General features: G+C 61.5%; 11 protein-coding genes and 2 tRNA genes. 6 read left to right on the top strand and 7 right to left on the bottom strand.

Translation table 11 applies throughout. The annotated features are described in order from the left end of the window. Nucleotides 1-2 precede the first annotated feature (2 nt). Nucleotides 3-311 carry a hypothetical protein gene (locus HBA54_RS03300; protein ID WP_240932480.1) on the bottom strand — a complete coding sequence of 103 codons (309 nt, stop codon included), beginning with the start codon at nt 309-311 and terminating at the stop codon, nt 3-5. Nucleotides 312-500: 189 nt separating this feature from the next. Between HBA54_RS03300 and HBA54_RS03305 the strand changes: the two genes are divergently transcribed. Continuing rightward, complete coding sequence (locus tag HBA54_RS03305; RefSeq protein WP_167221339.1) at nt 501-719, top strand: hypothetical protein; 219 nt, start codon at nt 501-503, stop codon at nt 717-719. Nucleotides 720-810: 91 nt separating this feature from the next. Here HBA54_RS03305 and HBA54_RS03310 read toward each other — a convergent pair whose 3' ends face one another. The 4 genes from HBA54_RS03310 to HBA54_RS29585 form a co-directional block, all read right to left on the bottom strand. Further along, nucleotides 811-1257, bottom strand: a complete 447-nt coding sequence (locus HBA54_RS03310) for a hypothetical protein (protein ID WP_167221341.1) — start codon at nt 1255-1257, stop codon at nt 811-813. Nucleotides 1258-1503: 246 nt separating this feature from the next. Next, nucleotides 1504-1812 (bottom strand): hypothetical protein, encoded by a 309-nt coding sequence (locus tag HBA54_RS03315; protein WP_167221343.1) that lies wholly within the window; start codon nt 1810-1812, stop codon nt 1504-1506. Between the two features lie 196 nt (nt 1813-2008). After that, nucleotides 2009-2452 (bottom strand): hypothetical protein, encoded by a 444-nt coding sequence (locus HBA54_RS03320; protein WP_167221345.1) that lies wholly within the window; start codon nt 2450-2452, stop codon nt 2009-2011. 58 nt (nt 2453-2510) lie between these two features. Further along, the gene (locus tag HBA54_RS29585) at nt 2511-2699 is read right to left on the bottom strand and encodes a TraR/DksA family transcriptional regulator (RefSeq protein WP_322095966.1); all 189 of its coding nucleotides are present in this window, start codon (nt 2697-2699) and stop codon (nt 2511-2513) included. A gap of 3 nt (nt 2700-2702) precedes the next feature. Between HBA54_RS29585 and HBA54_RS29590 the strand changes: the two genes are divergently transcribed. Beyond that, nucleotides 2703-2879, top strand: a complete 177-nt coding sequence (locus HBA54_RS29590) for a hypothetical protein (protein ID WP_322095967.1) — start codon at nt 2703-2705, stop codon at nt 2877-2879. Nucleotides 2880-3160: 281 nt separating this feature from the next. Here the strand turns inward: HBA54_RS29590 and HBA54_RS03330 are convergent, their stop codons facing one another. Continuing rightward, nucleotides 3161-3394 carry a hypothetical protein gene (locus HBA54_RS03330; protein WP_167221349.1) on the bottom strand — a complete coding sequence of 78 codons (234 nt, stop codon included), beginning with the start codon at nt 3392-3394 and terminating at the stop codon, nt 3161-3163. A gap of 188 nt (nt 3395-3582) precedes the next feature. On the opposite strand from HBA54_RS03330, the gene HBA54_RS03335 reads away from it, so the two are divergent. The 4 genes from HBA54_RS03335 (at nt 3583) to HBA54_RS03355 (ending at nt 6945) form a co-directional block, all read left to right on the top strand. Further along, nucleotides 3583-3669, top strand: a tRNA-Leu gene (locus tag HBA54_RS03335). Between the two features lie 57 nt (nt 3670-3726). Then, nucleotides 3727-3813 (top strand) — tRNA-Leu (locus HBA54_RS03340). 286 nt (nt 3814-4099) lie between these two features. Next, nucleotides 4100-5518 (top strand): DUF502 domain-containing protein, encoded by a 1419-nt coding sequence (locus tag HBA54_RS28945; protein WP_240932481.1) that lies wholly within the window; start codon nt 4100-4102, stop codon nt 5516-5518. 281 nt (nt 5519-5799) lie between these two features. Next, a complete protein-coding gene (locus tag HBA54_RS03355) occupies nt 5800-6945 on the top strand; it encodes an acyltransferase family protein (protein WP_167221351.1) in 1146 nt (381 codons plus the stop codon). Nucleotides 6946-6995: 50 nt separating this feature from the next. Here the strand turns inward: HBA54_RS03355 and recG are convergent, their stop codons facing one another. Next, nucleotides 6996-9080, bottom strand: a complete 2085-nt coding sequence (gene recG / locus HBA54_RS03360; protein ID WP_167221353.1) for an ATP-dependent DNA helicase RecG — start codon at nt 9078-9080, stop codon at nt 6996-6998. Nucleotides 9081-9116 lie beyond the last annotated feature (36 nt).

Below are 9116 nucleotides of genomic sequence, written 5' to 3' on the forward strand. Positions count from 1 at the left end.
CTCTAGCGGTCGCGATCGCGGCCCAGTGCCATCAGGCTGATGCCGAGGGCCACCGATCCGAAGGTAATGAAAAGCCCGAAAAACAGCAGGCCAAGGCTCAGCCAGGGTTGCTGACTTCCCATAATCAGGCCGCGCAGGCCGGCAAGGTCGCTGGCCAGGATGGCTGCGCAGAAGCCGCACGAGGCGGCCAGTCCTATGACCAGATGGCGGCACACGAAGCGCAGGGCCTGTTTCTCGTGGGGCAGCAGCGGATGCTTCTCCTCTATGGCGCAGTTGTCCGCCAGGATCGGATTCCCGGCCTGAAACCGCAACTCTCTGTGTCCGCGCGGATCGTCGCAGGCCCGCCAAGGGTGGGAAAACCCACAGAAAAGGAAGCTCTTTTTGCCCAATCTTGAGTTCGGGGGCTACGGAGCCGACCCAACTTCTGTGACCCAGGTAACCGAACATTAAAACAAGACGTGCAGGCTGTGTTGGTGCGTAAGCATGGAGAGGTTGGAGCCATGAAAGCCTATGATAGCTTCGATCCGACACGTTGGATCGTCGACGCTTTTCGAGCGGGCATATTTGCGCGGGTCAATGCGAACGGTGACCTGGCCCTTGATGTCGTGAATGCCTGCCCCAAGCAGACCGAGGAGCTTCTCGGCCGTTTGAGCGGAAACTCGGAATCCGTCATCCTGCAGATGCCGAAGCCGGACAGCGACGTTCTCTATCTGAACTGATCCGTTTTCCCGGTCTATTCCTTGAGCGTCGCGGGCGATAACCCTCAAGGGGGATTGCGTGCCCGCCAAGACGCAGTTTCCGCCAGCGCAGCTAGTCGACGCCGATGATATCGATGTCGTTATCCAGAATAAGCTGGCGCAGCGTTTTCAATCCCGTCTCCAGTTCCTCATACTCCTGACGCAGCAGCGACACCTCTCCGACCGCGGCCTTACGGTTTGCCTGGTTGCGCGGCAATTCCATAAGGGCTGCCAGGTAACGGCCTTTCGCATGAGCGGCGCGGCGTACCAGGGCTTTGATTTCACTCTGCTTCAGATGCACCAGAACCGACATGACCTCGTGCCGGCCCTGCTCCTGGATCGATTCGTCGATTTGATCGACGAACTGGCCGGCCGATACCCGCGGGCGTTCCGGTTCCGGTGCGGCCAGCGTTTCCTCCAGCATCCGCAGTGTCTCGCGCGGCTTGCCGCTGGAGCGGTGGAACCACTGCAAGGCTTGGTTCGATCCGGGTTCGATCCCGGTGAGATCTGCGAAGGTCATCCTGTTCCTCCCATGCGCCTACATTGGCTGGTGACCCCGGGGCCGTCTTCGACCCGCGGGGCAGGGTAGAGGATGCAAGCTGCGGGCCAGGACAGGCTTAGGGGAAAACCCTCAGGAAACGGCGGATTTTTCGCTTAGGGGGGCGGTGCGGCAGTCGGCAGATTTCTGCATCGGGCAGATTTTGCCGGGCGGGTCCTGCAGGGGGCGAAATCGGGCGATCAGACGACCGCCGTCAATCCATTGGCGTCAGTCCACTGCCATATAGCGGCCGCTGAGGGCAGGATGGTCGTCGTTGGCCGCGCCGAGCAGGGCCAATCCGCCGTCAGGGCCGTCGGCAAGGCGGAGCACCCGCGAGCGCACCCGCTTAAGGCCGGTACGGTTCTGGTGATTGCGGCGAAAGCGGCGAAGCAGGCGCCAGGAAACCACAGCGGTGATGATGCCGAGCCACATGTAGGGGTACCACCAGGGCATCAACACGACGAAGTCGTGGAGCAGAAGGTAGTAAGGGTCGGATTCCGCCCCGGGCCCATAGATCCATTGTAAGACTTGAAGCATTCGCTGTTGCCCTTATGACAATATAAGAGATTCAACTATCGACTGGGCAGATTGTTCAATAAATACAGATAAAAATCAACAGGATTTTTAGATTTAGTTAACCATATTATTCAGTATTTAAGTAAATATTGAAGTAAATGCGATATATGGATCGAGTATTGCCTGTGCGACCTGACCGAATGCCGGCCATGGCGCGCTATTCTTCCGGAAGCCCGCAGGCCCAGCGGTTGTAGCCTTCCTTTGCCGGAATGCCTGCGGCGGCGGGTTCGATGTGGCTGAGGCCGAGCGTCATCAGGTCCCCGGAGTCCTCGATCGCGGCGAGCGTATCGACATAGTTCAGGCGGCCGCGGTAGTAGGTCCGCGGGTTCTCCGGAATGACTCTGATCGGCGGGACTTCTGAAATGTGGCCGCTGGCGCGGTCCAGCAGGAACAACTCCACCGGCCGGCCTGCTTCCCACAGTGTCGGTCCGAGGGTAACCAGCAGCATTTCCTGGCTTTTGTAAGCCCGGGACTCCCCGTCGAGGATGTAGCCCCAGCCGCGCCAGCATTCGGTTTTCTGGCCGGCGGGCAGGCTCTGCGCCGAAGCCGGTTGAGCGATCCCGGCGGTTGCCAGCAGGCCGGCAACGAGCAGTCGCGCCATTGCCAGGTGGATCGATAGGGGCCGGCCCGGCGTCCCTTTGTGCCTTCGACGGGCCACTTTAGTGGCCACGCCCGCTGCCGGCGCAGTCGACGCAGGTCGGCAGGGTCGGGTCCAACTCCAGCCTTTTCAGAGGAATTTGCTCGCCGCAGGTCACACAGTAGCCATAGTCGCCGGTCTCGATCCGCTTCAGGCTCGATTCGATCCGTTGCAGCTCGGCCTTGCGGCGGCGCTCTGCCTCCAGGGACATTGCTTGACCTTGAAGCGCATCCATTCGCGTCAGCCTGCCAACCCTGGTTTGATCGAGTTCAACCGGTTTCCGACTTTCGGCGCTGCTTTCAACCAGATCCAGCAGTTCACTGCGGCGTTGGAGGAGGCGTTCGCGATGGTGGACGAGGTCGACCTGGATCGGTTCGTTCATTCCGCATGATGGCGCTGGGTGTTTCGCACGACAAGGACTTTGGTGACTCGGGGATTTCAGCCGCCGGGCCCGGGAATGCTCAACAAAGCGATGGAGAGGATGGGTAGCCTGCAGGGATGAACAAGATCCCGGCCGTCTTCGGGGGTTGGTAGACATGAAGTCGTACAGGGAGGCAGGACCCCAATCCCCGCAGGCTTACCCTGGTTCAAAGGTACGGGCGAGGCCGGCTTCGCAGGGGTGATCATTTTGTGTCAAGCCCAAGGAAACCCGCGCTAAAGGGTTACTTCCGCTCAGATTTCCGGCCCCCGGTGATGCTCGTCATCATGTCCCTTGCGGCTGGAATAGAAGACCAGAAACATCAGACCGCCGCCCAGCAGCAGGGAGAGCAGGCAGCCGAGCGTGAGGGCGATCATGCCATGCAGGCTGATATCGACTCCGCCCATACCCCACCAGACGAACAGTCCGCCGACCAGCGACAACACCAGAAGGCCGCCTAGAGTTACGAGCAGTAGCACCGTTTTCATGGGCCGAACAACAATCCTGAATGAAGGAATGGTTTGGGGTCAACAGCTTAGCCTGCTGAGCGGGGCACATGGTGGACCTTTGCCCCGATCTTCGTCCAGCCCTTTTTCCGCGCAGTTTTCCGTTGCCCTTTTGGCGCAGGACGCTATAACACCGGCTCCGAGCCGGTGGCCATGACCAGCGGAAAGCTGCGGCTGTGGCGGAATCGGTAGACGCGCAGCGTTGAGGGCGCTGTGGGGGAAACCCCGTGGAGGTTCAAGTCCTCTCAGCCGCACCATCTGGCCTCAGGTGCTCGGATTTTTTGGGAGGGAATACTTGACCCTCCGGCAGCGTTGCGGCTGTGGCGGAATTGGTAGACGCGCTAGCTTCAGGTGCTAGTTTTCGCAAGGAAGTGGAGGTTCGAGTCCTCTCAGCCGCACCAAACCTGGCTCTGGTGCAGGGATCATCAGCAGCCGACAGGCAGGCCCTGGCCGTATTAGTTCTTCTTTATCCCTTTGCAATCACCTTTGCGGTTTCTGCCAGCGGTGCTGTGCTCTCTGGTACTTTGGCCGGGAATTCCCATATCATGAGTCAGTCGGGGAAGTGGTGCATGGGGTCGTTTGCAGACCCCCAAACTGGTGGATAGGGGCGGTAACGGCGAGCTGGTCAAATGCGGCTCGGCCTGACACCGATGGGATTGGCTATGAGCCAGGGAGGAGTCAGAACCTTTGTCTGACAAGAAGCAGGTCAGCTTCGGCACGCGGTTGAGGAACTACTTCCTCGCAGGCGTGCTGGTGACGGCGCCGGCCAGCATTACCTTCTGGCTCACATGGCGCGTGATCACCTTCATCGACAACCGCATCACGCCGATGATTCCGCCGCAGTGGAATCCGGAGAGCTATCTGCCCTTCGGCGTACCGGGGCTCGGCCTCATCGTCGCCCTGCTGTTCCTGATGCTGGTCGGCTTCCTTGCGGCCGGCTATCTGGGCCGCCTGACCATGAGCATCGGCGAGCGCATCGTTGCGCGGCTGCCGGTCATTCGCTCGGTCTATGGCTGGACCAAGCAACTTCTTGAGACGGTCCTGTCCCAATCGTCCACCGCTTTCCGGGAAGTGGTGCTGGTCGAATATCCCCGGCGCGGCTGCTGGGCCGTCGGTTTCATCACCGGAGAGACGGTTGGCGAGGTGCAGCATCTGACCGCCGAGACGGTCTTCAATGTCTTCGTACCGGCGACACCGAACCCGACCACCGGCTTCCTTCTTTTCGTACCACGACGCGACGTCCATCACCTGGACCTGACGGTCGAGGAGGGCATCAAGCTGGTTATTTCCAGCGGCATCGTCATCCCCAATCGCGATCATGACGGGGAGGGCGAGGTCGGCGTCGAAGAGGCCAAAGCCCAGGTCGAGGCTCATGCGGAGCAGACCCTGCGCCCGAAGCGGCGGAAGAAGCCGCCGCCGGTGCCCCGTGCGGGCGTCGTGACGCGCCTGCGCAACTATTTCTTTGCCGGTGTATTGGTGACCGCGCCGATTGCGATCACGGCCTGGCTGGCCTGGGAGTTCGTGTCTTTTGTCGACAGCAAGGTGACACCCTTGATCCCCGCGCGCTGGAACCCGGAAACCTACCTGCCGTTCAGCCTGCCGGGTCTTGGCGTCGTTGTCGTGGTGGTGACCCTCATTCTCGTCGGTTTCCTGACCGCCGGACTTGTCGGCCGCTCTCTGATTGCCAGCGGAGAGCGCCTGCTGGCCCGGATGCCGGTGATCCGCAGTCTCTACAGCGCAGTGAAGCAAATCCTGGAGACGGTCTTCAAGGAACAATCCCAGGCCTTTCGTGAGGTCGTGCTGCTGGAATATCCGCGGTCGGACTGCTGGGCCCTGGGCTTCATTACCGGCCCGGCGGAACATGGCATTCAGGACCTGACGCCGGACGACTCCGTCAACATCTTCCTGCCAACCACGCCGAACCCGACCTCCGGCTTCCTTCTGTTCCTGCCGCGAACCGCCGTCCGGCCTCTGACCATGACGGTCGAGGAGGGCATCAAGATGGTGGTCTCCGGCGGCATCGTGACACCGCCTGACCGACGTGCGCCTGCGGCAGAGGGCGAGGGACCGTCCGAAGGTACGCCGCCGATCGCCCGCAGCGGCTAACGCTGTCGCCGCTCTACCCCGACTTTACGAACATAGCTGCCGCAGTCTTGACTTTGGGCTGCCGAAACCCCGAGAGGCAGAATAGCATACTACGCCTTTCTTTAGCCGCGTTGTAGGTGCTAATAGGGCTGGGCGGTGGCGGTCGCACTGGCGGTGGAAATCGATTCCAAGTCCGCGGAAAACGGAGCGCGCCGTGATACCCGCTGCGGCGGAATGATGTTGAGGGGGGCAGTTTGCGACAGGGTTGGACGGAGCGCCGCTCCGCCACAGTTCCACGTTTCATGGCGTTGGACAGCTGGCGGGGAATTGCAGCCTTGTTCGTCGCTGCGTTTCACGTTGGTCCCGTGGGCCATCTGCAGGATCTGTCGCTGCTCAGGCAGGCGTACTATTTCGTAGATCTCTTTTTTGTACTAAGCGGCTTTGTGATCGCCGCGAACTACGGCACGCGCTTGACCGACCTCGCATCGGTCCGCGGGTTTCTCTTGCTGAGGCTGGGGCGTCTTTATCCACTGCATTTCGCATTGTTCATGGCGTTTCTCGGACTGGAGCTGCTGAAGTTTCTTCCGGTGTTCGGAAACGTCATCATGCAACAGCCGTTTTCCACGCCAGAGACCGCCCCGGAGACGATTTTTACCAACCTGTTGTTGGTTCACTCCCTTGGCGCTCATGACTTCTACACATGGAATACACCAAGTTGGAGTATCAGCACGGAATTCTATACCTATGTCCTCTTCGCCATCGCTTTGCTGGTGTTCCGCAAACGAGTCGTATGGTTCTTATCTGCTGTCGTACTAATCAGTCCTGTTGCGCTCTTTGGTCTGCACGGCAGCCTAGCGGCCGGATATGACTACGGCTTGATCAGATGCGTGTTTGGATTCGCTGCCGGCGTGTTGGCATGGCGACTTTATCTGATCTGCCATAGGCGATGGGGTGAGGTACCGCTGCCATGGATGATAGCCTCCTTGCTTGAGACGGTCGCCGTCTGTTTGTCGATTTTGGCGATCTCGATGACCACGGTGAAGGATTTCTCTTTCGTCCTGCCCTACCTCTTCGCGCTTGCGATTGTCCTCTTCGCCTTTGAAGGAGGAGCGGTGTCTCAGCTGTTGAAACATCGCTGGCCGATCGCGCTTGGTATGCTCTCTTACTCCGTTTACATGACGCACATGCTGGTCAAGCGCCTTCTGTTGAAAGCAGCCGATGTGGTGGAGCGATATAGCGACATAGAATTGGTTCAGAATTTGCCCGGCACCAGAGTGATTGGCACGGAACTCTGGCAGGGTGATGTTTACCTGCTCACTTACCTATGCGTCGTGATCACTCTGTCCTTTTTTACTTATCGATTCATCGAGCAGCCGGCGAGAAGCTGGAGCCGCTCGCTCGTGTTAGGTCGCGGCCCAGCGCGGCAGTACGCCGAAGGTGAAGCTTGATGTCTGGAGATTTGTTCGGGCAGTAGTATCTTGTTTGGTCATCAGCTTTGTTAGCCGGACCTTAGGAACTTCACCGCGGCATCACGCTCAAAAAGGTAGAGCAGGATGCGTAGAGCCTGACCGCGCTCAGCGGCCAGTTCCGGGTCTTTTTCCAGAATCAGTCTTGCGTCGTCGCGGGCGGTTGCCAAGAGGTCGCCGTGCACCGCCAGATCGGCAAGTCGAAACGCCGGCAGGCCGCTCTGGCGAACGCCCAGCAGCTCGCCGGCGCCGCGCAGGCGCAGGTCTTCCTCGGCAATCCGAAAGCCGTCGTCGGTTTCCCGCAGGATCTGCAGCCGGGCCTTGGCCGTTTCACCCAGGGGGCCCTGCCAGAGCAGCAGGCAGCTCGACTTCTCGGCGCCGCGCCCGACCCGTCCGCGCAGTTGGTGCAGCTGGGCAAGGCCGAAGCGTTCGGCATGCTCGATCACCATGATCGTGGCCTTGGGAACATCGACCCCGACTTCCACCACCGTGGTGGCGACGAGAATGGCGATCTCCCCTTCGGAAAAGCGCGCCATGACCGCGTCTTTTTCCGGCCCCTTCATGCGGCCGTGAACCAAGCCGACCTTATCGCCAAAGAGCTGTTCCAAGGCGCGGTAGCGATCCTCCGCCGCGGCCAGGTCGCTGTTCTCGGATTCCTCCACCAGGGGGCAGATCCAGTAGATCTGGGCGCCTTTGTTCCGGGCGCGCTCCACCGCCGTCACCACTTCCGGCAGGCGGTCGAGCGAGAGCGTCACGGTTTCGATCGGCTGGCGGCCCGGTGGCCGCTCGGTAAGGCGCGAGCCGTCCATGTCGCCATAAGCGGTCAGCATCAGGGTGCGCGGAATCGGCGTTGCGGTCATCACCAGAACATCGACGGCCTGGCCCTTGCTGGTAAGCGTCAGCCGCTGATACACGCCGAAGCGGTGCTGTTCGTCGATCACGGCCATGGCCAGGTCGCGGAAAGCGACGTCATCCTGGAACAGCGCATGGGTGCCGACGACAAGGTCGGTTTTGCCCTCGGCGAGGTCCGCCAGGATGGCCTGTCTGGCCTTGCCCTTGTCGCGGCCCGTGAGCAGCGCCAGGGTTACGCCGGCAGCCTCGGCCAGCGGTGCGATGGTCTTGAAGTGCTGGCGGGCGAGGATCTCCGTCGGCGCCATGAGGGCGGCCTGGCTGCCGGCCTCCACCGCCGCCAGCATGGCCAGCAGGGCGACCACGGTCTTGCCGCTGCCGACATCGCCCTGTAGCAACCGCAGCATGCGGTGCTCCGCCGCCATATCGTCGGTGATCTCGGCGACGGCCTGGCGCTGCGATCCGGTAAGGGCGAAGGGCAGGCTGGCCAGCACCTTCTCCTGCAGGTGGCCGCTGCCCTTCAGTCGGCGGCCTTTCTGGCGCAGCTGGCGGTCGCGCACCAGGGCGATCGCCAACTGATTGGCCAGCAGTTCGTCATAGGCAAGCCGCCGCCGCATCAGGGCCAGGGGCGAGAGGTCCGCTTCGTCGCGCGGCGCATGAACCTGGGTCAGCGCGGCGTTCCAATCCGGCCAGCCCTCGCGCTGCTTCAGGGCCGGGTCGAGCCACTCGGGCAGCTCGGGCGCCCGTTCGACGGCGGCGTGAACCGCCTTGCTCACCACCTTCAGGCTGAGGCCGGCGGTGAGGGGATAAACCGGCTCAACCGCCCTCAGGCTGTCGGCTTCGTCCGGCCCGGCGATATGATCCGGATGGGTCATCTGCAGGCGGTCGTTGAAGATCTCCACCTTACCGCTGATCACGCGGGTTTCGCCTGGCGGCAGCGTTTTCATCAGGTAATCGCGGTGGGCGTGGAAGAACACCAGTTCTATCTCCGCTGTCGCGTCATGACAGAGCACGCGATAGGGCTGGCGGCGGGTCGGCGGGGCGCGGTGTTCGCCGACTTCGACCGTCAGCGTGGCGATACGGCCCGGGATGACCTCCGCTAAAGGCGGGCCGTAGCGGCGGTCGATGATGGCGCTCGGCAGGTGCCAGCAGAGATCGATCACCGCCGGGCCCGCGACCAGGCTTTCGAACAGTTTGGCAAAACGCGGACCGACGCCGGAGAGGCTGGTGGCGGGGGCGAAAAGCGGAAAGAGAATCTCAGGGCGCACGGGCTGGATACGGATCTGGACGGAGAATGCCTGACA

Origin of the sequence: Pelagibius litoralis, from assembly GCF_011683915.1 — a bacterium.
Classification (GTDB): Bacteria; Pseudomonadota; Alphaproteobacteria; order Kiloniellales; family Kiloniellaceae; genus Pelagibius; species Pelagibius litoralis.

Excerpts from the sequence above, each read along its gene's own strand:
- HBA54_RS29585 (WP_322095966.1), bottom strand. The coding sequence starts at position 2,699 with ATGTCCCTGGAGGCAGAGCGCCGCCGCAAGGCCGAGCTGCAACGGATC.
- HBA54_RS03320 (WP_167221345.1), bottom strand. The coding sequence starts at position 2,452 with ATGGCGCGACTGCTCGTTGCCGGCCTGCTGGCAACCGCCGGGATCGCT.
- HBA54_RS03330 (WP_167221349.1), bottom strand. The coding sequence starts at position 3,394 with ATGAAAACGGTGCTACTGCTCGTAACTCTAGGCGGCCTTCTGGTGTTG.
- HBA54_RS03310 (WP_167221341.1), bottom strand. The coding sequence starts at position 1,257 with ATGACCTTCGCAGATCTCACCGGGATCGAACCCGGATCGAACCAAGCC.
- HBA54_RS03315 (WP_167221343.1), bottom strand. The coding sequence starts at position 1,812 with ATGCTTCAAGTCTTACAATGGATCTATGGGCCCGGGGCGGAATCCGAC.
- HBA54_RS03305 (WP_167221339.1), top strand. The coding sequence starts at position 501 with ATGAAAGCCTATGATAGCTTCGATCCGACACGTTGGATCGTCGACGCT.
- HBA54_RS03355 (WP_167221351.1), top strand. The coding sequence starts at position 5,800 with ATGGCGTTGGACAGCTGGCGGGGAATTGCAGCCTTGTTCGTCGCTGCG.